20 protein-coding genes and 1 tRNA gene are annotated in these 23,003 nt (G+C 55.3%); 14 read left to right on the top strand and 7 right to left on the bottom strand.

The window, feature by feature from the left end; genetic code table 11:
* Positions 1-249: 249 nt before the first annotated feature.
* Positions 250-333, bottom strand: a tRNA-Leu gene (locus tag ABD949_RS28410).
* Positions 334-516: 183 nt separating this feature from the next.
* Positions 517-1,755, bottom strand: coding sequence for an ABC transporter permease (locus ABD949_RS28405; RefSeq protein WP_345249523.1), 1,239 nt, complete (start codon positions 1,753-1,755; stop codon positions 517-519).
* A 118-nt stretch (positions 1,756-1,873) separates the two neighbouring features.
* Here ABD949_RS28405 and ABD949_RS28400 point away from each other — a divergent pair, with 118 nt between their 5' ends.
* A complete protein-coding gene (locus ABD949_RS28400; protein WP_345249521.1) occupies positions 1,874-3,136 on the top strand; it encodes an asparagine synthetase B in 1,263 nt (420 codons plus the stop codon).
* 154 nt (positions 3,137-3,290) lie between these two features.
* Here the strand turns inward: ABD949_RS28400 and ABD949_RS28395 are convergent, their stop codons facing one another.
* The 4 genes from ABD949_RS28395 to ABD949_RS28380 all read right to left on the bottom strand — a co-directional run bounded on the left by ABD949_RS28395 (position 3,291) and on the right by ABD949_RS28380 (position 9,739).
* Positions 3,291-5,912, bottom strand: a complete 2,622-nt coding sequence (locus tag ABD949_RS28395; protein ID WP_345249519.1) for a choice-of-anchor Q domain-containing protein — start codon at positions 5,910-5,912, stop codon at positions 3,291-3,293.
* A 12-nt stretch (positions 5,913-5,924) separates the two neighbouring features.
* Positions 5,925-6,443 carry a hypothetical protein gene (locus ABD949_RS28390; protein WP_345249517.1) on the bottom strand — a complete coding sequence of 173 codons (519 nt, stop codon included), beginning with the start codon at positions 6,441-6,443 and terminating at the stop codon, positions 5,925-5,927.
* A gap of 95 nt (positions 6,444-6,538) precedes the next feature.
* On the bottom strand, positions 6,539-8,479 hold the full coding sequence (locus ABD949_RS28385) for a helix-turn-helix domain-containing protein (protein ID WP_345249515.1): 1,941 nt from the start codon (positions 8,477-8,479) through the stop codon (positions 6,539-6,541).
* Between the two features lie 168 nt (positions 8,480-8,647).
* Complete coding sequence (locus ABD949_RS28380) at positions 8,648-9,739, bottom strand: DNA/RNA non-specific endonuclease (RefSeq protein WP_345249513.1); 1,092 nt, start codon at positions 9,737-9,739, stop codon at positions 8,648-8,650.
* 47 nt (positions 9,740-9,786) lie between these two features.
* Here ABD949_RS28380 and ABD949_RS28375 point away from each other — a divergent pair, with 47 nt between their 5' ends.
* Positions 9,787-11,037, top strand: coding sequence for a BaiN/RdsA family NAD(P)/FAD-dependent oxidoreductase (locus ABD949_RS28375; RefSeq protein ID WP_345249512.1), 1,251 nt, complete (start codon positions 9,787-9,789; stop codon positions 11,035-11,037).
* Between the two features lie 183 nt (positions 11,038-11,220).
* Positions 11,221-12,036, top strand: a complete 816-nt coding sequence (locus ABD949_RS28370) for a purine-nucleoside phosphorylase (RefSeq protein WP_345249511.1) — start codon at positions 11,221-11,223, stop codon at positions 12,034-12,036.
* A 168-nt stretch (positions 12,037-12,204) separates the two neighbouring features.
* Here ABD949_RS28370 and ABD949_RS28365 read toward each other — a convergent pair whose 3' ends face one another.
* Positions 12,205-12,528 (bottom strand): tetratricopeptide repeat protein, encoded by a 324-nt coding sequence (locus ABD949_RS28365; RefSeq protein ID WP_345249510.1) that lies wholly within the window; start codon positions 12,526-12,528, stop codon positions 12,205-12,207.
* 106 nt (positions 12,529-12,634) lie between these two features.
* Here ABD949_RS28365 and ABD949_RS28360 point away from each other — a divergent pair, with 106 nt between their 5' ends.
* The 11 genes from ABD949_RS28360 to truB all read left to right on the top strand — a co-directional run bounded on the left by ABD949_RS28360 (position 12,635) and on the right by truB (position 22,998).
* A complete protein-coding gene (locus ABD949_RS28360; RefSeq protein WP_345249508.1) occupies positions 12,635-13,372 on the top strand; it encodes an electron transfer flavoprotein subunit beta/FixA family protein in 738 nt (245 codons plus the stop codon).
* Positions 13,373-13,469: 97 nt separating this feature from the next.
* Positions 13,470-14,432, top strand: a complete 963-nt coding sequence (locus ABD949_RS28355; protein WP_345249506.1) for an electron transfer flavoprotein subunit alpha/FixB family protein — start codon at positions 13,470-13,472, stop codon at positions 14,430-14,432.
* A gap of 128 nt (positions 14,433-14,560) precedes the next feature.
* Positions 14,561-15,154 carry a bifunctional nuclease domain-containing protein gene (locus tag ABD949_RS28350; RefSeq protein WP_345249504.1) on the top strand — a complete coding sequence of 198 codons (594 nt, stop codon included), beginning with the start codon at positions 14,561-14,563 and terminating at the stop codon, positions 15,152-15,154.
* A gap of 147 nt (positions 15,155-15,301) precedes the next feature.
* Entirely contained in the window at positions 15,302-15,766 is a 465-nt protein-coding gene (locus ABD949_RS28345; RefSeq protein WP_345249502.1) for a hypothetical protein, read from the top strand.
* Positions 15,767-15,967: 201 nt separating this feature from the next.
* Positions 15,968-17,350, top strand: a complete 1,383-nt coding sequence (locus ABD949_RS28340) for a DUF418 domain-containing protein (protein ID WP_345249500.1) — start codon at positions 15,968-15,970, stop codon at positions 17,348-17,350.
* A 32-nt stretch (positions 17,351-17,382) separates the two neighbouring features.
* On the top strand, positions 17,383-18,780 hold the full coding sequence (locus ABD949_RS28335; RefSeq protein WP_345249498.1) for a DUF418 domain-containing protein: 1,398 nt from the start codon (positions 17,383-17,385) through the stop codon (positions 18,778-18,780).
* A gap of 96 nt (positions 18,781-18,876) precedes the next feature.
* Positions 18,877-20,166 (top strand): serine hydrolase domain-containing protein, encoded by a 1,290-nt coding sequence (locus ABD949_RS28330; protein ID WP_345249496.1) that lies wholly within the window; start codon positions 18,877-18,879, stop codon positions 20,164-20,166.
* A 123-nt stretch (positions 20,167-20,289) separates the two neighbouring features.
* Positions 20,290-21,168 carry a cell division protein FtsX gene (locus ABD949_RS28325; RefSeq protein WP_345249494.1) on the top strand — a complete coding sequence of 293 codons (879 nt, stop codon included), beginning with the start codon at positions 20,290-20,292 and terminating at the stop codon, positions 21,166-21,168.
* Positions 21,169-21,188: 20 nt separating this feature from the next.
* On the top strand, positions 21,189-21,455 hold the full coding sequence (locus ABD949_RS28320; protein ID WP_345249492.1) for a DUF3098 domain-containing protein: 267 nt from the start codon (positions 21,189-21,191) through the stop codon (positions 21,453-21,455).
* Positions 21,452-22,318, top strand: coding sequence for an undecaprenyl-diphosphate phosphatase (locus ABD949_RS28315; RefSeq protein WP_345249490.1), 867 nt, complete (start codon positions 21,452-21,454; stop codon positions 22,316-22,318). The genes ABD949_RS28320 and ABD949_RS28315 overlap by 4 nt, the downstream gene beginning before the upstream one ends.
* Positions 22,319-22,323: 5 nt before the next feature.
* Positions 22,324-22,998: a tRNA pseudouridine(55) synthase TruB gene (gene truB, locus ABD949_RS28310; RefSeq protein ID WP_345249488.1), complete on the top strand. Its 675-nt coding sequence runs from the start codon at positions 22,324-22,326 to the stop codon at positions 22,996-22,998.
* The last annotated feature ends 5 nt before the right edge of the window (positions 22,999-23,003 follow it).

Genomic DNA, 23,003 nt, shown 5'->3' with positions numbered 1-23,003 from the left:
TTGTAGGCCATAGCATTCCGGTTAAATTCGCACAAGAGCAGGGCCAGAAGTTTCAGAATGTATGGAGGGAGTATGCGTGTAGAGCTATCAACAGGCCGAATTGAACCGGACGCATCGACGAATCGGAATGCACTACGGCTGCCCGGTTTTACGTGAAAAACCTAAGGTTATAGGAAAGAATTGTTTCACTAAATCAAAAACAAAAGATCACAACCTACTGATAAACAGCAAATTGTGACCTCTTTAAAGTACCGGGAGCCGGACTCGAACCGGCATGTCCTTGCAGACATTGGTGTTTGAGACCAACGCGTCTACCGATTCCGCCATCCCGGCTTCTGAATCGGTCGCAACGGCAAGCCGCTACGACGATGGGAGTGCAAATATAGAAACAGCAAAGAATAATGGATCATGAATAATAAATAAAATTTGCCGGTTTGAGCTAACCCACTCATACCCATCAGCTGACCTCGTCCCAATTCGTAACCGCCGGGCGACCCCGTCATCACTCTGTACTCTTCACTCATACCGAAGCGCTTCAATCGGATCGAGCCGGGAGGCTTTAAACGCCGGATAAATGCCGGAAAACAGGCCGACGCCCACGCAGACGACAATGCCCAGGCCCATCCAGCCCCAGGGCACCACAAACCCGCCCCGCCCCTGGCTGATCACCAGCGCGATCAGGTTGCCAATGCCTAGTCCCAGCACAATGCCACCAACACCGCCCATAAAGCAGATCACGACGGCTTCGATCAGGAACTGCTCTCGGATGCGTTTGGGCGTTGCACCCAGTGACTTCCGAATGCCGATTTCACGGGTCCGCTCGGTAACCGATACCAGCATGATGTTCATCAGCGCAATAGCGGCTCCGAGTAACGTGATAAAGCCGATGCCGAATCCGCCGATACGGAGGTAATCGGTAATCTGGCCGACGTTTTTGGCCAGGGCATCGGCCCGCTCAATCTCAAAGGAATCAGGCTTGCCAAGGGGGTCACGCCGGATAAGACGCATAACGCCCCTGGCTTCTTCCATGGCAATCTCCTGGTTGGCCAGATCCGTAACCGACGCGGTGATGTCAAAAGAGAGCGTGCGGGTTCCCGCCAGCGCCCTGCCATTGTCGAGCGGCACCAGCACCACCCGGTCATCCCCCGCTCCGGTCAGACTGCCTTTCTTGTCCAGTACGCCGATGATTTTATACTGCGACCCCATGACGCGGATCTCCTGGTTCAGCGGATTGGTGTTTTTGGGAAACAGCGTAGTCACCAACTCATTGCCGATGATGGCAACGTTCACCGATTTTTGCAGGTCGTTGGCCGAGAAGTCCCGCCCACTTTCCAGTTTATACCCTTTTACGGTCAGATAGGTGTCATCGACGCCAATGACCCGAATGTTCGGGTTTGTCTTTTTGGAGCCGTACTTCACCTGGACCGCGCCCGACACCTGGGTGGCAATGGAAATGGTAGCACCGTAGGGGAACCGCCGTTTGAAACCGACCGCCTGCCGGTAGTCAATGGGTTTGTTTCGGTTAATGGCCCGCCCCCCAAACCGCCCGAAATCCTGGCGAACTGTAATATTGAAGGTATTGGCCCCCAGCCCGGCAAAACTGCTGTCGACGGAGTTTTGAATACCATCAATGGCGGTCAGAATCCCCACCAGCGACGTAATGCCGATGGCGATGATCAGCGAGGTCAGCACGGTCCGCAACCGGTTGCCGGCAATGGAGCGTAACCCTTCACGAACATTCTCCAGCAAATTCATGTGTCTGACAACTTTTCGGTGGAAAAACCGTTTTTTGGTATATCTTTACTAGCGTTACGCAAACGGTACCTGCGTTACTCCGCGCAAGTTACCCAGAAACACTGTTATCTCTAAACCAATGAAACGGTTGCTCTTACCGCTCATCCTTTTCCTGACCCTGGCCATCCAGGCACAGGCATCGCGGATTCTGATTCCGATGGATGAGCATCAGAAAAACCACCTGAAAGCATATGGTATCGCTTATTGGGTGCTTAAACAATATGAGACCGAAATAGACTGGCTCCTCAACTTCCGGGGTGGCAGTTTTATGTTGCCGCATACGCAGAAGTTTGCCAGCGAGATGACCATCCGGGGCGTCAGCTTTGAGGTAATCTCCGAAGCCCAGGCCGCCCAGATCCTGAATCAGATTGCGGCTCCCGACGCCAACATGGACGCCGTTAAGCTCCAGAAAGCCCCTAAAATTGCGGTCTACTCGCCCAAAACCAAGCAACCGTGGGATGATGCCGTAACGCTGGTGATGACGTACGCCGAGATCCCCTACGATATTATTTTCGACGAAGAGGTGATGAACGCCAAGCTGCCGGAATATGACTGGCTGCACCTCCACCACGAAGATTTTACCGGCCAATATGGTAAGTTCTTCCATTTCCGCGATCAGCCCTGGTACATTGCCCAGAAGCGCGAAGCCGAAGAGATTACCCGTAAATTTGGCTTTACCAAAGTACCCCAGCTGAAACTGGCGGTGGTAAAAAAAATCCGGGACTTCTGCCTCGGTGGCGGCTACATGTTCGCCATGTGCAACGCCACCGATACGTTCGACATTTCCCTGGCCGCTCAGAATACCGACATGGTCGATTCTTTCTACGACGGCGACCCGTTTGATCCAAGCGCCAACCAGAAACTGGACTTCAGCCAGACGTTCGCTTTCCGCAACTTCCAGGTATACACCAACCCGTACCTGATCGAATTCTCCAACATCGACAACCAGCCCGAAGAGCGGGGCCTGAGCGAACATAACGATTACTTTTCGCTGTTCCAGTTCTCAGCCAAGTGGGATCCGATTCCGACCATGCTGACCCAGAACCACATGAACGTGATAAAAGGGTTTATGGGCCAGACGACCGCGTTCAAGAAAGCCTACATTAAACCGGAAGTGGTGGTCATGGCCGAAAACCGGTCGGCCAACGAAGCCCGTTACATTCACAGCCCCTACGGCAAAGGCTTCTTTACCTTCTACGGCGGCCATGACCCCGAAGACTACCGCCACGAAATTGGCGAAGATCCGACCGATCTGAACCTGCACCCGAACTCGGCCGGGTACCGGCTCATCCTGAATAATATTCTGTTTCCGGCCGCTAAAAAAAAGAAGCAGAAGACGTAGCCATGAAAATATGTAAGCCGCTCATTATTCAGCGGAAAAAGAAGCCGGAAAAACGTTGAAGCGTTTTCCGGCTTCTTTTTTACCAGCGGCAGTTCCTGGTAAGCAGTGGGCAGTAGGCAGAAAAGCTGTTCCTGTAATCTGCCCACTGGCAACCCTACCGCTTCAGCACCCGCTGACGGCTAAGTACCCCGTCTGTGGTCTCTACCTGCAACAGGTAAACGCCCGTGGGCAGGTGGCCGGCCTCCGTCCGCAGATGCCCTATCCCGTTCACCGGCTCCACTGACCAGCTTCCCCGCTGACGGCCCTGCACATCTACCAGGTGTAGCTGTGCCTGCCCGCTCAGGCCCCGCACCTCAACCGCCAGCACCTGCTCCACCGGATTGGGCGCTACCACCACCTGCACCACTTCGGCGCTGACCGGCAGACTATAGGCCTCGCGGGCATTCTTGCCGCTGGGGTCGTGGATGACAATGGAACCACCCCCGATCACCGTCGTTGGGTCGGCGGTGTCGCCAGCGCCATACTGGTTGTCGTAGACGGTCTGGCCGCTGCTGACCTGCCAGATTTTGATGCGGAAGCGGTCGGGGCCTTTGGTTTTGTTGAGGTCACCGTCGGTGGCCGTCAGCATGAAGCCGTAACCGCTCTGGCCGTTGACGCTGCCCGTGCCCTTGTACTGGGCCTTGTTGCCGGCCACTACCAGCCATTCGTAGGCGGTGCTGCGGAAGTCCAGCCCCCCGGCCCTGAACTTAAACTCGGTATTGCCTGCGGGGATGCTCTGGCCTTTCTGGTACTTAGCCTCAAAGCCGAAGTTGGCCCGGCCCCCCACCTGCATAAAGGTGCAGGAAGCACAGGCGGTGGTACTCACTACCGGCGAATCAATCCAGCCCCCGCCGGTGACAAAGCCGGCCGAAGGGTCATACACCACCACGTACTGCAGGGCCATCACGGTCGCACTGCTCAGCCCACAGTCATTGCCGATGCGCACACTGATGGTATAGACGCCCGGCCTGGCGTAGGTATGTGACTGGGGAGCCGACGGATTGCCCACGGTCTGGTCCGCTGTGGCATCGCCCCAGGTGATGGTGGCGGAGGTGACGTTGGTCTCGGCATAGCTGATGGTCAGGGTAACCGGTGTGGTAATGGCCACCGGGTCCAATGGCGTTTTAACGGCCGTCAGTACCGGGGTGGTGCAGGTTGTCTCCTGGAACTCCACCGCGCCCATGTCGATGCGGCCGCCCACAATACGGGGGTTACCGGCCAGGTCGGTAGCCGGGCCACCCACAGCCGTATAGCTGGCTACATCCCCGGCGTTGATGGCCGGTGACCCGGCGGCCAGTGCTACGCTGGCCGTTGACGTAAAGGGCGAGGTGGTGGTGGTGAGGTTGCCCGGCCCGCTGATGTCTACGCCGGTGGTGTTGTCCAGCAGGCTGTAGCGGGCGGTGGTGGTGGCGCTGTTAACGCCAGAGTCGGTAGTATTAAAGACGGTGTTGGCTCCCCCATTGTTAAACACCACACAGTTTGCCAGGGTTACATTGAGGTAACCAGTGTTGTAGAAGGCTCCGCCAGCACCAGTAGCCGAATTGCCTTGCAGACTACAGTTGGTTAACACGGGGCTGCTGAAATCGTTGAGGAAGGCCCCGCCATATAAGGTAGCCGAATTGCCCTGTAGACTGCAGTTGGTTAAGTGAGGGCTGCCTTGAAAGCTGTAGAAGGCCCCGCCAACGTTAGCCGAATTGCCCACCAGACTACAGTTGGCCAACACGGGGCTGCTGCCTTGAAGGCCGAAGAAGGCCCCGCCTGCGTTAGCCAAATTGCCCACCAGACTACAGTTGGTCAACTGAATGTTGTCCCTTTCACCATAGTTGAAGACGGCCCCGCCAGCACCAGTAGCCGAATTGCCTTGCAGACTACAGTTGGTCAACACGGGGCTGCTGCCTAGATAGTTGTAGAAGGCCCCGCCATTGCTAGCCGAATTGCCTTGCAGACTACAGTTGGTCAACACGGGGCTGCTGCTTTGAAGGTTATAGAAGGCCCCGCCATATAAGGTAGCCGAATTGCCTTGCAGACTACAGTTGGTCAACACGGGGCTGCTTTGAAGAACGTTATAGAAGGCCCCGCCAAATAAGGTAGCCGAATTGCCTTGCAGACTACAGTTGGTCAACACGGGGCTGCTGCCAGCGTTATAGAAGGCCCCGCCATATTTGGTAGCCGAATTGCCTTGCAGACTACAGTTGGTCAACATGGGGCTGCTTTGAAGGTTATAGAAGGCCCCGCCGTCTCCGTTGTTCAACCCGCCCCCGCCATTGGCGTTGCCGCCGGTGACCACAAAGCCGTTCAGCACGGCCGTGCTGTTCAGATTGGTGTATGGATGATAGAAGAGGTGGTAGCTGTTGTTCGCCAGAGTGCCGTCGTTGTCAATATCGCCACTAAGCGTGGTGCTGCTCGGGATGCCGGCTACCGGGTTAATGGCCGGGCGGTCGGCCAGCGTAGGGTCACCCGTGGCGGGAAAGCCCCCCAGAATTTGTACGCCGTTCTTCATCTGAAAGCTGGCGTTGCGGTCGGTGGTGCTGGTGGTGGGCTTGTACACCCCGGCGGCTACCCAGACCTGGTCGCCGGCGCTGCTGGCGTTAATCATGGCCTGCAAATCGCCACTGGCCTGGCTCCAGGAGGAGCCGTCGCCCGTGCCGCCGGCCCGCACATAGCGGGTGGTCTGGGCAACAGACACGCCGACGCTGCACAGCATCAGCCAAAAGGAAAGGTAAAAAATGGTTTTCATGGGAATTGGTGATTAGTGGTTGTTTATGGTTAGTAAAAGGGTATCCTGCGCGGGGTCGGGCATAAACAGCCAGCCGGCATCAATGCGCTTGTCTGCGTCGAAATGATAGCACAGGTGAATCGGCCGGCTCGTCTGGTGGCCGTCGGCATAGCGCACGTGAGCCAGGCAGTAGGAGACCACATACACTCCGGCGCGGCCCATCAGCGGCAGCGGGTGCAGCGTCTGCACGGGCAGGTGGGTGAGGCCGCTGAGCCGGATGGTCTGGATACCGGCCCGGTGCTGCCAGTGTTTCCACCCGGCCAGCACGGCGGCTTTGCCCCGCCAGCCGGGGGCTTGTCCGGCCAGTTGGTACTCGACGCGTTCGGCCAGCAAACCGGCCCAGGCCAGCGTGTCGAAGTCGGCCTGACAGGTCAGCGCCTTCTGGGCCAGCACCAGGTATTCGGGGGACGCAATGCTCAGCTCGGCGGTGGAGGTGGGCGGCTCGCGGCAGCCCAGCAGACTCAGCCAGCAGCTCAGGAAAAAGGCTTTCATGACGAGTTGGTTTGGTTGGTCAAAACTCGCCGGTCAGCCGCCAAAAGCCGTGGTATATTGGGGCAAAAAGGTGTAGTATTGTTGCAGGCCGTGTATTATTTGGTCAAATTATCGGTTTCCAGGCCCACCTGCCGGAGCACGGCCTGGAAGCGGGGCTGCCGGTGGAGGAACCGGAACAGGACAGACACTTTGAGGTAGTTGGGCAGCCGGCCGGTTTCGGCTCCGCGTTCGAGGTAGGTCAGGCAACTGTCGGCGTTACCCAGTCCGGCATACACCATGGCCCGGTGGGCATACTGGTCGGGCACATAGGGCAGGCTGTCGAGCAGGGCCCTGGCTTCCTGGGGCCGGCCCAGCCGGGCGCTGCAATACGCCATCATGGCCGGGTAAACATCGGTATCGTGGTTGAGCTGCCGGCATTTGGCAAACTCGGCGTAAGCTTTGGCGTATTGCTGCTGGTAGAGGTAGTAGTAGCCGGTAGCCCAGTACCACGAGGCCACCTGGCTGTGCAGGCGGCTCCCTTCGGCAATGGCCTGCCGGGCTTCGGCAAAGCGGTTCGCGTAGGTCAGGTTGCCAATGTGGCCGATGAGAATAACCGGATGGAGCGGGTCCAGCCCGAGGGCGTTGGTGCTGTAGCGCACGGCCTCATCGACCTGCCCCAGCGACCGGAGCGTGATGCTGTACCAGTAGTTAATCTGCGCGTCGTTAGGCGCATAGCGCAGGGCAATCTGGTAGGTAGTAACGGCCTGCTCCCATTTATTCTGCACCCGGTACAGGTTAGCCAGAACGGCGTAGGCCATGCCGTTCCGGGGGTTGAGCCGGATGGCCGTCAGCGCGTTGGTCTCGGCCGGCTTCTGGTGGGGGTCCGATGGGCCGTAGCCTTCGGCGATGAACAGAAAATGGACGAGTGCTTTAGCGGCATACGCGTCGGCAAAGGTGCTGTCGAGCGCAATGGCCCGGTCGAAGTTGACCAGACTACCCGTTAACCCGGCTTCGGTCCGGGGCAGCAGCAGGTATTGCCCTTTCAGGTATTCGGTATAGGCATCGTGGTTGTGGGTCGGGGGTTGCGTCAGGCGCTGCGCGGTAGTCTGGCTGAGTTGCTGGTTCAGGGCGTCGGCTACGGCGCGGGCGGTTCCGCTTATAAAGCGGAAAATGTCTTTGGCCGGCCCTTCGTAGGTATGGCTCCACAGGGTCTGATTTTCGGCCGCCAGCACCAGTTCCACCGACAGCCGGACCTGGTTATTCCACTGCCGCACCTGCCCGGTGAGCAGATAGGTCACGCCAAGTTCGCCGGCAATCTGCGCCGGCGATTTGCGGGTTTGAGCGTACTGCGCGGTCGACGTCCGCGAAATAACCTTCAGCCCTTCTACCAGCGTCAGCAACTGGTGCGTCTGCTCCATCACCCCATCGCTGAAGTACTGACTTTGGGCATCGCCGGTGTTCTGAAACGGCAGCACGGCCAGGGCGACCGGCTGGGCAGGCTGGTCCGTACCAACGTGCCGGCCCACATACCAGCCAATCAGCGCCAGCAGCACCAGGAGTAATCCAGACGCGCCCGCTATCTGCATAGCGGTCAGTCGCCGGCGGGGGGTGGCGGCTACGGAGGGCTCAGCCGGAGGCAACGGAGCCGGTCCGGCACCACCGCCCGACGGCGGCACGGGCTCAGCGACCGGTTCGGCAACACGGCTTAGCTGTGCACTGGACTCCGCCGACTGCTTGCGGTACTCGCTGGGCGAGCAGCCAAAAGTTTCGGCAAAATAGCGGCTGAGGTCCTGAGAAGTACTGAAGCCAGTCTGGTCGGCTATTTCAGCCACGCGCAGGGCCGTTGTTTCCAGCAAAAGCCGGGCCCTGAGCAGGCGCCGGTGCCGGATATAGAGCGTGGTAGAAAAACCGGTTTGCTGTTTAATGAGCCGGAACAATCCGGAACGGCTCAACCCCAGTTCAGCGCACAACTCATCAATCGAGTAGTCCGACTGGTCGATATGCTGGTCAATAGTCTGATTGAGCCGCTCCAGGAGCGATGCATCAACGGTGTTCATGGGGTGGGCCTTGGTGCATTACACTCTGAAAGATAGCAAAAAAGAGGCCAAATCAGCAATAGACGCTGGACGTTGAATTTTAGATACTGGACGTTGGACACTGGATACTAGACCTACTCAAACACGATGGAGAAGGCCGTATCACCGTCTAAAGTCCAATGTCCACCGTCAGAACCACGCCTGAATCATCTGGGCGGGGCGCTGGTTTTTCAGCTTCTGGGCTATATCGGCCGGAATTTTCGGAAAGAATTTAATCCCCGTCCGGCGCTCCACTTCGCTGACCGGCACTACAAACTCCCGCAGGGGACGGTCGGAGCCCTCGTTTCGCAGCACAAACGCAATCATCCGGATTTTGGGGCTGTTGCAGTACAGCAACACCTTATAGTAGTACTCCGGCACGGCGATCTGGTTTTGCTTACCGATGGTGGGTAAATCAGGCTTCAGCACCGGCCCGGTCACTACGTACAGACCCTGATCGCGCACGGCCCAGTCGCGCACTTGGTCTTCCAGTTGTTTCCAGATACCCCGGTTAAATTGGGGTGCCTGCGGGCTCATGTTGCTCATGTAAAACGACTCCTTCATCAGCCGCTGCGAGAACTTAAAATCCCCCGCCGGAGCCAGGTGCCCCCGGTCGTAACCGGAGCGGGTATAATCGCCGGGCATGGCCGAGCCAGTGGCTACCTCCCGGTCTGGCATGAAGTCGTTGCCGCGTTCGGCGTCGCCCGTTACTTCATAAGCCAGCAGCGGATACGCCACCCAGTCGGCCTGTTCATATTGTTCCTGGTAGCGCAGAGCATAGCCATCGTGCCGGATGATCTGATCAGAGGCTTTAAAAGCGGGCAGGATGAAATCTACTTCTTTTTCAAACGCAAACCGGGTGCCTGGCATGGAGGTGCCGTCCGAGCCCGACGGACTGTTATCCGACGCGACATTGTCGCTGGAGGGCCGGGATTTCCGGGACCGGCGTTTCGGCTTTTCCGCAGCCGTACGATCGTCGCTGGCTACATCGGTAGCCACCTCTTCGGTGGGTTCGGGCGCTTTGTAGGGGTTGTCCTCTTTGCGTTCGGGCCTCGACGACCGGATACCCACCAGGCTTTTTACGTCGTTCCAAAATGCCACGACCGGCTCGGTACGGCCGCCGTAGTGGAGAAACAGACCAATTAGAAAAAAGATAAACAGCAGCACGAGCGTATTGCCGCGCAGCCGGAAACCCCGCTGGTGATACCGGCGGGAAGAGCGATGAAAGGGACGGAAAAACATGGGGTAAAACTACGAACTAATGCATGATTTTTAGCTGTTGAGTAGGTATGTCCTTACACATTGCGGTCATTGGCGGAGGAGCCGCCGGCTTTTTTGGGGCCGTTACGGCGGCCGAAAAGTTCCCCCACGCCAGGGTTACCATTCTGGAGAAAAATCGGACGGTGCTCAACAAAGTACGCGTTTCAGGAGGTGGACGCTGCAACGTTACCCACGCCTGTTTTGATAACCGGCTACTGGTGAAACACTACCCCCGTGGCGAGCGCTGGCTGCGGCCGCTACTCAATCAGTTTGATGCGGCTGCCACGGTGCGCTGGTTCGAGGGCCGGGGGGTTCCCCTGAAGACCGAAGCCGACGGCCGGATGTTTCCGACCACCAACACCTCCGAAACCATTATCGACTGCCTGCTGCGCACCGCTCACCGGCTGAACATCGACATCCGCACCAGTTGCGGGGTTAGCCAGCTTGCGCCCGAGGGTACCGGCTGGCAACTCCGCCTGAGCAGTGGCGAAACGCTGCGGGCCGACCGCGTGCTGGTGGCCACGGGTGGTTATCCCCAGTTGACGTCGTACCATTGGCTGCCGGAGCAGTCGGAGCCGCTGATCGAGCCGGTGCCGTCGTTGTTTACCTTCAACGTACCCGATAGTCCGCTGCTGCCCCTGGCGGGGGTATCGGTGCCGGATGCGCGGGTGCAGATTGCGGGTACCAAACAGGAACAGCGCGGCCCCCTATTGGTCACCCATTGGGGGTTCAGCGGACCGGCCGTGCTGAAACTCTCCGCCTGGGCCGCCCGTGAGCTGGCGGCTGTCGACTACCGGTTCACGCTGCGTATTCACTGGGTTCCGGAGCAAAACGAAAATCAGGTGCGGGAGACGCTGCAGGGTTTCCGCCAGCAGCACGCCAAAAAGCAGGTATCGTCGCAGGCGGCCTTTGGCCTCCCCAACCGGCTCTGGAAAGCCCTGGTCAGTCTGTCAGACATTACGGAAACACAGCGCTGGGCCGATCTGCCGGCCAAAAATTTCAACCGGCTGGTGGAGCGACTGACCAACAGCACGTTCCCTGTAACCGGCAAAAGTACCTTCAAGGAAGAGTTCGTGACCTGTGGGGGTATTGCCCTGGGCAGCCTCAACCCGCAGACGCTGGAAAGCCGCCGGCACAAAGGCCTGTTCTTTGCCGGCGAAGTGCTGGACGTCGACGGTATTACCGGCGGCTTCAATTTCCAGAACGCCTGGACCACCGGCTACCTGGCGGGGAAACACATCGGCCTTGTAGCATCCCCCGTCCCGGTGGATGAACGCTAACCGATACCCCCCTTGTACTGTCCCCGCCCGGTGGGTGTACTCTCACTAAACGTGACTTGACGAACCTGGCCGGTTTATTTCCTGGCTGAGCGTTGGATTATGTTCCGGTAATTGGCATTTTTAAGGCGTTTTTTCATATATCAACTTTTTTGGCCGGTACCGTGACGGGGCCGGGTACAACGTATGCTCGAACAGATTCAGGAAGCTGCCGACTTTATTAAGCGATCGATGCACGGCCAACCAACCGTAGGGATTATCCTCGGCACGGGTTTGGGGGCGCTGGCCCAGGAAGTCGACGCGGAGATTGCGCTCCCTTACTCCATGATTCCTCACTTCGTCACGTCTACCGTGGAGTTTCACAACGGGAAACTGATCCTGGGAACGCTGGCCGGCAAATCGGTGGTGGTGATGCAGGGGCGCTTTCACTATTACGAAGGTTACGGCATGCAGCAGATTACGTTTCCGGTGCGGGTCATGCACGCGCTGGGCATCCGCACGCTGCTGGTTTCCAACGCAGCCGGCGGCATGAACCCGGAGTTTCAATTGAGTGACCTTATGGTAATTGAAGACCATATCAGCCTGCTGCTGCCGTCGAATCCGCTGATTGGCCACCACCAGCCCGAGTTGGGCGACCGCTTCCCCGATATGAGCGAACCCTATAGCCCAAAGCTGATCGATATGGCGTATGCAATTGCCGGAGAAGCAGGCATTTCGCTGAAAAAAGGCGTGTATGTGAGCGTGCCCGGACCACAACTGGAAACCAAAGCCGAATACCGGATGCTGCGCCAGTGGGGAGCCGACGCGGTAGGGATGTCGACAGTACCCGAAGTGATGGTCGCGCACCAGATGGGAATGCAGGTGTTTGGGGTATCGGTAATTACGGATATGGCGATTCCGAAGACGCTCGAAAAAGCCGACATCCAGAAGATACTGGCAGCCGCCGAAGCCGCCGAACCAACGCTCACCACCCTGACAAGGGAAATGGTCAGGCGACTATAATGAGTATAGATTGAAAAAGCACCCGTGATTTGGATACATCAGCGCTTTCTCGATATACAATATTTTACCCTTTCTGGCGAAAGCGTAAAAATTTATATACCTTCACCCGAAAAACAGTAGCTTTCCCTTCTATCCCTCAGGTCGGCCCCAACCGACCTTTTTTTATTCCTAATCCTCCTCATCCAGAAACCGCCGGTACGCCCGGTTCAGTTCATCGAAGGTTTTCTGGTTCTGCTGGTCGCGGGCGAGTTCAAGGCCACGCTGGTACAGCATACTGGCTTTTGGCCGGTCGCCCATTTCCTCGTAGAGTTCGGCAGCGTGGTAGTAAGTAGCCAGGTAACCGGGGTGTTCGGTTAATAACTTTTCGAAGTAATGCAGCGCCTGACCGGGGTCCTCCCCCCGATATTCCATCGCCAGCGCGTAAACATTAAAAGGGTCTTCGGGTTGTTCCTGTACAAAACGAAGTAATTGTTGGATGCGGTCGTTGTTCATTTCAGGAGAAAAAATAGTATGCAAGCATACATTTTTTGTATTGACTTGTTAATTTAGCCGCCACATATATCCAAACAATTTTTCATCCTTCAATTCCCGAAAAAGCATGAAAATTTTAGTGTGCGTGACGAGCGTGCCCGACACGACGACCAAAATCACCTTTACCGACAACAACACCAAACTCAACAAAGCCGGTGTTCAATACATCACCGGCCCATACGATGACTACGCTCTGGCGCGGGCCGTCGAACTGAAAGAGCAACAGGGCGCGACCATTACGGTCCTGAATGTGGGCGAAGCCGACGCCGAACCGGTTATCCGAAAGTGCCTCGCCATCGGGGCCGACGATGCCATCCGCGTGAATGCAGAGCCGACCGACGCCTATTTTGTAGCCGAAAATATTGCCGCCATCGCCAAAGAAAATAACTACGACCTGATCCTGATGGGCCGTGAGTCGATCGACTACAACGGTGGTCAGGTACACGGCATCGTGGGCGAACTGCTGGGTATGCCTTCCATTTCGCCGGTCATGCGCCTGGACCTCGACGGCGATACGGCTAAGATCGTCCGTGAAATAGAAGGAGGCCACGAAGACCTGGAGGCCAAACTCCCGCTGGTACTGGGTTGCCAGGAGCCAATTGCCGAATGGAAGATCCCCAATATGCGGGGCATCATGACGGCCCGGACCAAGCCGCTGAAAGTGGTGCAGCCTGTAAGCCAGGAAACGCTCACCAGCGTGGCCGCCTACGAGATGCCGGCTCCCCGTGGTGCCTGCAAAATGATTCCCGCCGACCAGGCTGAAACCTTAATACAACTCCTCCGTACGGAAGCGAAAGTAATTTAAAACTTGTTTCAGGTTCCATGTTTCAAGTTTCATGTTATGACAATGAACCAACATGAAACTTTAAACATGGAACTTTAAACCCCAAACGACTAATAAAATGTCTGTTCTGATATTCGCCGAACTGGATGAAGGCAAACTGAGAAAATCCTCGCAGGAGGCAATTTATTATGGCGCTAAAGTCGCCGAAATGATGGGTACCTCGGCTACCGCCATTGTGCTGGGTGAGGCCGACGAAAGTGAACTGGCCACGGCCGGCCGCTTTGGGGCCAAAAAAGTCCTGCACGCCGGCAACGCCCGCCTGAACGAAGCCAACGGAATGGCCTACGCTACCGTAGTAGCCGAAGCAGCCAACCAAGAAGGGGCTGAGGTGATCGTGCTGGCCAAGTCGGCGCTGGGTGATGCCATGGCCGCCCGGCTGGCCGGTAAACTCAAAGCCGGACTGGCCGCCAATGTGGTCGACCTGCCGGAGTTGTCGAACGGTTTCCGGGTGAAGCGCAGCATCTACACCAGCAAAGCATTTGCGTTTACGGAACTGAAAGCCGGTAAGAAAATTCTCGCCATCAAGAAAAACACCATCGAGCCCCAGGAAACCGACGCCACGGCATCGGTAGAATCCTTCCAGCCGATGCTCAACGACAGCGACTTTGTGCTGAAGGTAACCAGTACCGAAAAAGCCACCGGCGATGTGCTGCTGCCCGACGCCGACCTGGTTGTGTCGGCAGGCCGTGGATTGAAAGGACCCGAGAACTGGGGCCTCGTCGAAGATCTGGCCAAAGCACTCGGGGCGGCCACTGCCTGCTCCAAGCCGGTGTCTGACCTCGACTGGCGGCCTCACCACGAACACGTTGGGCAAACCGGCATCAAAATCAGCCCGAATTTGTATATTGCCGCCGGTATTTCGGGCGCTATTCAGCACCTGGCCGGCGTAAACTCCTCCAAGGTAATTGTTGTTATTAACAAGGATCCTGAGGCCCCGTTCTTTAAGTCGGCCGATTACGGCATCGTCGGTGATGTCTTTGAGATACTGCCGAGGCTGACAAAAGCGGCACAGGCGTTATGAGTTGGATTGGCTGGCTGTTTGGAGCCGTTTGGGCAGCCGGGTTTGTCTTAAAATAATTTAATGAACAAACCCGGCAGAGAACCGTCAAACAAGCAACAACCAAACAGTCAAACTATTAAATTTGCGCTGTGGAGAAGATCAAGTTAGAAATATTAGGTTTATCGCCCAGCCAGTCGCAGTCCGGGTCGTTTGCGCTGGTCCTGGGGGAAGAATACGGCAACCGCCGGCTGCCGATCATCATCGGAATGTTTGAAGCCCAGGCCATCGCCATCGAGATTGAAAAAATTGTGCCGAACCGGCCGATGACCCATGACCTGTTCAAGCAGTTCGCCAAGAACTTCAACTTCACGGTGCGGGAAATTGTCATTTCCGACCTCCGCGAGGGGATCTTCTTCGCCCGGATTGTGTGCAGCGACGGCGTACGGGAATCAGTCGTGGATGCGCGTCCGTCAGACGCCATCGCCATTGGCATCCGGTTCAACGTCCCGATCTACACCTATGAATCGATTCTGTCAGAAGCCGGCATCACGGCCAGCGTAACCGACGAGGACGAGGAGCAGGAAGAACTGGTACGGCAGTCGAGCCGGACCCCACGGGCGCTATCGGATCAGTTAAAGGACATGACCGTCGATGAGCTGCACCGGATGCTGGAAGAAGCCCTCTCGAAAGAAGAATACGAGCGGGCGGCTAAAATCCGGGACGAGCTAAGCCGCAGAAACTAATTCTTTCGTATCATTGGCCCTGGCAACAGGGCCTTTTTTGTGGCTCCAGCGGCCATATAAACAGAAAAACATACTAATCCATAAACCTGAACGTTTCCAGTGCAAACCCGTTTTTTCACGAAAACTTCCGTAAACTTTCAAGTATCCATGAAACGCAGCCTTACTCTATTCTTTGTACTTCTGTTGGCCGTATCGGCCTGTAAACTGAGAAACGGTGGCGAAGCGGCAGACCCACGCGAGCAATACGTTGGTTCGTACGCCGGAGGTTATCAGGCAGTCATTAAAATCGGCAGCAGTGAACTGGACCCGGAGTCGGGTAATGTAACGATAAACGTCGCCAAAGGAGCAAATCCCAAAGAGATCTCGCTTCAAATGGTTTTTGGGCAGGTTACCGAAACCATGACGGCCGAACTGAACGGCGCTGATTTCACCATTATTGATAAAAAGCAGGATCGCTTCACCGTCAACAATACCACAATTGAGGGCCAATATACAGCCAGCGGCAAGTTTGTCAGCAATAACAAGGAGATAGTTATACAGACCCAGGCCGGGGCCATCCGGGGGGGCGTGCAGTATGTCAAAAGCGGCTCGATTACCGGGACGCGCAAGTAACCGGGTTCAGACAAATTTGTTCAGGCCATGCCCAAAGCGTGGCCTTTCTTTTTGGCTATTTACCGTTCACAAAAAACTACGATTACTAATCAGGCAATTTTTTGATAATCAGGAGATTTATGTTCAACATTGTTCAATGTAGAGGTACGCTGCCGGACAGACACCTCCGCCTTGTAACCCAATTTCTGATCATATCTCTTTATGGACTCTACACTTCATTCGTCCACGCTGGCAGCGACAACCGATCAGGCTCCTCAACCCGTTTCCCGCGCCGAACGGACTCAAACCATTGATATCATCCGGGGCTTCGCGCTGCTGGGCATTCTGATGATGAACATTCCGGGGTTTGGTCAACCCTGGACCCGCTGGGCTTTAATCTTTGGTGCCCCCGGCTCCACCGACTATTATACAGCCATGGCCGTTGAAACGGCTTTTTCGGGAACCATGCGGACCTTGTTTTCGATGCTGTTTGGGGCGGGGATGTTGTTGTTCCTCGCCAAAAAAGAAGATCTGGCCAGTGGGCAGTCGGTCGTCGATTACTACTATCGCCGGTTGTTATGGCTGGTCCTGTTCGGGGTTATCAACGGGTATGTGCTGCTCTGGACGGGCGACATCCTGTATTTTTATGGGTTGTGTGGTCTGCTACTGTACCCATTCCGGAAGATGAAGGCGACGCATCTGGTCATTGCCACTGTAATCTGTGTGGTCTTACCGTTTGCCAGGGGCATTCAAAGCAATCTGGAGTTCAGGGCAAAGCGGACTGCTTATCTGGAAGCGGTAAAGGTCGAGCAACAGCAAAAGAAGCTGACCGATGAACAAAAGAAAGCCAAAGAAGCCTGGCTGGAGCAGATAAAGTGGACGAAACATGATCCGAAGAAAGAAGCCGAGATCATCAAGGGAATGCAATCTGGCTACGGTGCTGTTTTTGCCAAGCTCATGCCGCGTAATGTCAATATCGAATCCAGGGGCATGTATTACGATTTCTGGGATATGCTGGGGATGATGTTTTTGGGTATGGCCCTGTTCAAGATTGGTTTTTTTTCCAATAAACTGTCTGCGTCTCTTTATTGGATGACGTTAAGCCTGGGATATAGTATCGGCTTGTTGCTGGGTAATATACAGTTTATGGATCAGGCCGCCATGTTTCATGATCCCGGCGCATACGTAGATACTCATTTCTTCTCCGTTTTTGCGCTATACGACCTCCGGCGCGGGGCTACCGCCATTGGTCACGCTAGTCTGTTGCTGCTGGTATATCGCTCGGGCGTGGTGCCCTGGTTAATGAAGGCGCTGGCCAACGTAGGGCAAATGGCCTTTACCAACTACCTGATGCAGTCGATTATCTGCACCCTGTTTTTCAATGGTTATGGCTTGGGATACTACGGTAAGCTGGCGTTCCACCAACTGTATTATGTAGTAGCTGTTGTTTGGGTTTTTCAGATCATTTTCAGCGTCATCTGGCTGCAATTCTTTCGCTTTGGCCCCTTTGAGTGGCTGTGGCGCTCGCTCACCTACTGGAAGCTCCAGCCCATGCGGCTGCGTACCGAGCCGGTTGCGGCTGAACCCCAGGTGACCCTTTCCTGATTGTCTTTTCTAAACCTGAAAACCTACTCTCTGTGGAAAATACCTTGTCATTAGCCGACCAGTCCGGCACCAAACCGGCTGCGGTACCGCCTGCCATACTTCAGCCTGTTGCCCGGACCGAACGAGTACAGACCATTGACATCATCCGGGGTGTTGCCCTATTGGGTATCCTGATGATGAACATTCCTTATTTTGGGTTACCGCATACGCACGACAGAACGCTGTTTAATCTGCCGGCCGAATCGACGGATTATAAAACCTATATGGTAGTCAGCATCCTCTTTGAGGGGACCATGCGGGCGTTGTTCTCCATGCTTTTCGGAGCCGGTATCCTATTGTTTACGGCCAAAAAAGGACTCCCAGACAGCCAGTACACCGTAGCCGATTTTTACTTCCGCCGAATGATGTGGCTCATCGTGTTTGGGTTGTTCAATGCCTATATTCTGCTGTGGCCGGGCGACATTCTGTTTAACTACGGGATAGCCGGTATCCTGTTATTTGCGTTCCGCAAGCTAAAGCCATCGAGCCTGTTTATAGCGGCCTTTCTCTGCGTTGCCATTTTGTTTGGAAAAGAAATCTGGAAGACGATGGAGCAGAAAGACCACCGGCAGGGGTATCTGAAAGCAGTGCAGTTGGAAAAGCAAAAGAAAAAGCTGACAGACGAGCAAAAAAAAGAAAAAGAAGCCTGGCTGGCGGTTGAGAAACAAACTAAGCCTGATAAAAAAGAAGATGCTGAAATCATTAAGAACAGACAATCTAATTACGGTGCCATTTTTCTGGCGCTGCAGGGAGTTAATATAAAACGCGAGTCTACTAAACTTTATCAGTTCCTGTTTTGGGATGCCATAGCGATGATGTTTTTCGGGATGGCCCTGTTTAAGCTTGGTTTCTTCACCAATCAACTGCCTACACGTACCTACGCCATTACCCTGCTGGCCGGTTATGGTCTAGGCATTCCACTTGCTTACCTGGCTTTCCGGGATCAGGTAGCCTGGTATTCGAATCCGGGCCAGGTAATCGACACCCAATCTTTCTCTTTCCAGGCGCTGTATCAGGTACGTCGGTGTCTGGAGGCCGTTGGGCATGCCAGTCTGCTGCTGCTGGTGTACCGCTCGGGCGTAGTGCCCTGGCTGATGAAGGCTCTGGGAAATGTGGGCCAGATGGCCTTTACCAACTACCTGATGCAGTCGATCATCTGCACGATTTTTTTCTTCGGCTATGGGTTTGGCTATTTTGGTAAACTGGCGTATCACCAATTGTATTATGTGGTAGCGGCTGTGTGGGCGTTCCAACTGGTCTTCAGCGTGGTATGGCTGCGGTACTTCCGCTTCGGGCCGTTTGAGTGGCTGTGGCGCTCGCTCACCTACTGGAAGCCCCAGCCCATGCGGCTCCAGGCCACCGAATCTGACGTGGCTGCGGTTGCTCCGTAAGCGGCCGGCAATGCCGGGGTATACTGCCATTTTCATCAGGCATTATGCTGTGGGTAGCGTCATTCGGCGTATATTCACAGCATAATTTTTGTTGTTATGCGAAAAACCCTGACCTCTCTCCTGCTTGCGCTTTGTTTTGTCTATACCTACGCGCAGAAACCCGTATTAACGCCCGGCTCCCCGGAAGCCTCCGGCATGAGCAGCGACCGCCTGCAGCGTATCGATCGCGTGGTGCAGGACTACATCAGTAAAGGCTGGCTGACGGGCGCATCGGCCTTTATCGCCCGCAACGGCAAAATCGTGTACCACAAAACCTACGGTCAGAATGATGTCGACACCAAATCGCCGGTGTCGAGGGATGCTATTTACCGCATTGCCTCGCAGACGAAAGCCATCACCAGTGTGGCCGTGATGATGCTGTTTGAAGAAGGTCGCTTTATGCTCGATGAGCCCATTTCCAACTACATCCCGGAGTTCAAAAACCCGCAGGTGCTGGATAAATTCAATGAGAAAGATACCACGTTTACGACCGTACCGGCCAAACGCGAGGTAACCATCCGGCATTTGCTCACCCATACGTCCGGTATTAGTTACGCCGGCATCGGCACCAAAGAAGCCAACGCCATTTATGCCAAATACAAAATACCGAGCGGTATCGGTACACCCAACGACAGGCTCTCCGACAAGATACCGGGGCTGGGCAAGCTGCCGCTGATACACCAGCCAGGGGAGCGCTTTACCTACGGACTGAACACCGATGTGCTGGGTTATCTGGTCGAAGTAGTGTCGGGACAGTCGCTGGACCAGTTTTTCCGCACCCGCATTTTTGAGCCGCTGGGTATGAAGGACACCTACTTTTACCTGCCCACCGACAAACAAAACCGCCTGGCGGTTCTGTACACCGAAAAGGATGGTAAAGTGATAAAGTCACAGCCTCAGGGCGGGAACACGCCTGATTACCCCAAACTGAAAGGCACGTATTACTCCGGTGGGGCCGGTTTATCCTCTACCGCTTATGATTACGCCATTTTTCTGCAGATGCTGCTGAACGGGGGTGAATACAACGGCCGACGGCTGCTTAGTCCGGCCACCGTGCGTATGATGACCACTAACCAGATTGGTGAGCTCTATACGGGTACCAAGAAGTTTGGCTTAGGCTTTGGTCTGACCGGCGAACGGGAAGCTGCCAGGGTGCCGGTACCGGAAGGTACCTTCGACTGGGGCGGCATATTCGGTACAACGTACTGGGCCGATCCGAAAGAAGGCATTGTCGCCTTATTCATGACCCAGCAATACCCGAATAGCCACGGTCTGGGCGACAAATTTAGGGTGCTGGTATACCAGGCTATTACCAACTCGCAGGAGCCGATGCTGTCGGGTAAGTAGAGCGTCCGGCGGACCGTTTCTTAAATTTTCCTAAATCTGTGGGCACAAACCGGCTATATCGGCCGGTTTTTGTTAAAATAATCTATTTTTGCAGGTAACAATTAATTGCGCTTTGGCTCCTGAATGGCTCGAAAGAAGAAAGTAGGCTCGTACCCCAGCGGCATGATTATGTTCAGCCTGACGCTGGCCCTGTTTCTCATTGGACTTTGTGGCATGCTGGCTATTCAGTCGAAACGGTTGGTTACCTATATCCGCGAAAACAACGAGGTCCGGGTTTTTCTGGATAAAGACCTCACTCCCCCGAAGGTCGACTCGCTGTACCGGACGCTGGTATCCCGCCCGTATGTGCTTTACCAGAATAACAACCCGCAGATCACCTTCGTCACTAAGGATTCGGCGGCCAAGCAGTTTATTGCCGAAACCAAAGAAGACTTCCGGCAACTGCTGGGCGAGAACCCCCTGCGCGACAGCTACCGGATCAAGCTGCGGGAAGATTATTTTGAAGAAGCCAAACTGCAGAGCATCAAAACAGATCTGGAAGGGATAAATGGCGTTTTTGAGGTAGTTTATCAGGAGAATCTGGTGGATATCATCAACCGCAACATTACCAAAGTGTACCTCCTTATGTCGGGATTTGCGCTGGTGCTGCTCCTAATCATTGTGGTGCTGATGAACAACACCATCCGGCTGGCGCTGCATTCGCAGCGGCTGCTGATCCGTAGTATGCAACTGGTGGGGGCCACCAACGGATTTATTACCCGTCCGTTTTTGCGCCGTGGCATGCTGCAGGGACTGATCAGCGGGCTGGTGGCGGCATCCCTGCTGGTACTGCTGCTTCAGGTTGCCCTGTATAACCTGCCGGAACTGGCCGTGCTGCAGGAGCCGGAAAAAATGGCCATGCTGCTTGCAGCCCTGATTGTGCTGGGTATCCTGATCGGACTCATCAGCACGTTCCAGGCGGTAAACCGCTACCTGGGTATGTCGCTCGACGACATGTATTAATCTGTAAGTAAACATAAAACATGAATAAACTTCCTTTTGGTAAAAAGAACTACCGGCTGATGATCATCGGCGTTGTAGTCATCCTGGCGGGCTTTCTGATCATGAGCCTCGACTCCGAAGAATTCGGCTTCGGTGCCCTTGGCCTCACCATTGGCCCACTGGTGGTCTTTACCGGTTTTATCATTGAATTTTTTGCCATTCTGGCCCGGCCCGACGAGACCCGCCCGGACGTAGCCCGGCCAAACGTAGCACGGCCTGATATGGCCCGACCGCAACAACCTTCATGACCTTATTTCACGCCATTATGCTGGCCATCATTGAGGGGCTGACCGAGTTTCTGCCGGTATCCTCCACGGGCCACATGATTATCTATTCCTCGCTGGTCGGCATCAGCGGTGATGAATTTACCAAGCTTTTTACCGTCGACATCCAGTTTGGCTGTATTTTGTCGGTGCTGGTGCTGTACCGTCGCCGGTTCCTGGTGGATACCCGAACCTCCGACGGGGAGTCTACCTTCTGGTTCCGGCGGTTGCCTGTATCGATACAGCGCCCCCTGCGCAACCAGGCCGGGCTGCTCGACTTTTACCTGAAAATCTTCGTGGCTTTTCTGCCGGCGGCTGTCATTGGTTTTCTGCTGAACGACTTTATTGATGCCCTATTAGAGAACGTAACCGTCGTGGCAATTTCCCTGCTGCTGGGCGGTATTGTGCTGGTGTACATCGACCGGCTGATTCAGGCAATCACCCGCGACTACGACGTAACCTTCCCCGAAGCGCTGCGCATCGGGTTTTACCAGTGCATCGCTATGATACCGGGCGTTTCGCGCTCGGCGGCTACCATCATCGGCGGTATGTTTCAGGGCCTGAGCCGCCAGCAGGCCGCCGAGTTCTCCTTCTTTCTGGCTGTACCAACCATGGCGGCCGCTTCCGGCTACAAACTGCTGAAAACTTACAAACTGCTGCAACCCGGCGATATTCAGCTATTGCTCGTTGGCAATGCGGTAGCCTTTGTGGTGGGACTAATCGCCATCAAAGGATTCGTCGGCTTCCTGACCCGATATGGTTTTAAGGTATTTGGTTATTACCGCATCGCTTTAGGGCTGCTGCTGTTGGGGCTGATGGCTGCGGGGGTAAAGCTGGATGTGGTTTGATAGGTATGACAGAACAAAAACCGGAACCGGCCCTGGTTATACTCATCGACAAACCGCTGGAGTGGACCTCGTTTGATGTGGTGAAAAAACTGCGGTGGGCGTGTAAGTTCAAAAAGATTGGTCATGCCGGTACGCTCGATCCACTGGCTACAGGCCTGCTTATTCTCTGCACGGGTAAGAAGACCAAAGAGATTGATAGCTACCAGGCGCAGGAAAAAGAGTATACCGGCACGCTGGTGCTGGGAAAAACCACCCCGTCCGTAGACCTGGAAACGGAATTTGACGCGGAGTTTGATGTGTCTGGTATCGTTCCGGAACAGATTCAGGAAGCTGCCCAAAAGCTGACCGGTACCATTGAGCAGATTCCTCCGATTTATTCCGCCGTGCGCATCAACGGTGAGCGACTCTACGAAAAGGCCCGGCGGGGCGAGGCCGCCGAGATTAAAGCCCGAACAGTCACGGTATCTGTTTTTGAGGTAAACACCGAGCGCTTTCCCGAAATAGACTTTCGCATTATATGCTCAAAAGGCACGTATATTCGCAGCCTGGTACGGGATTTAGGCCTGCTGCTCAACAATGGAGCCTATATGCAGGCGCTGCGCCGGACCCGCATTGGCGACTTCCGCATCGAAGATGCTGATACGATTGAGGGTTTTATAAACCGATACAAGACTAGTTAGTGGAA

It is taken from the genome of Nibrella saemangeumensis (genome assembly GCF_039541915.1).
GTDB lineage: Bacteria > Bacteroidota > Bacteroidia > Cytophagales > Spirosomataceae > Nibrella > Nibrella saemangeumensis.
Note: the sequence above shows the minus strand (reverse complement) of the source record. Positions and strands in the feature narration are given on the sequence as shown.